The sequence below is a fragment of the Mesorhizobium waimense genome (assembly GCF_003601975.1).
GTDB lineage: Bacteria > Pseudomonadota > Alphaproteobacteria > Rhizobiales > Rhizobiaceae > Mesorhizobium > Mesorhizobium waimense.
Window position 1 is genome coordinate 1 of the sequence record NZ_QZWZ01000285.1, and the last position, 248, is coordinate 248.

Sequence of the window (248 nt, forward strand, 5' to 3'; positions counted from 1 at the left end):
GCGCTATGCCGGCCTGACCGGCGCGCCCGACGAAAGTGGCTCCAAGCGGCGCCAGAAGGGACTGGCGAAGGCAGGTAACGCCCGCGTCCGTCGCGGCCTGATCCAGCTTGCTTGGCGCTTTCTGCGGCGCGGCAATCAGCCTGGGAACAGCGTCAATCTGGAAGGGAGCGTCGCCAGGGGCGTCACGGAGGGAGGGCGTAGCCCGACCGGAGGGACGTTCCTGGCGACGGCGCGAACCCACATAGGGG

Annotated in this window: 1 protein-coding gene; it reads left to right on the forward strand. The window is 69.8% G+C overall.

Annotated features, from left to right (window positions below; all coding sequences use genetic code 11):
- On the forward strand, nt 1-248 hold a 248-nt coding region (locus D3227_RS43665), incomplete at both ends, for a transposase (protein ID WP_245452181.1).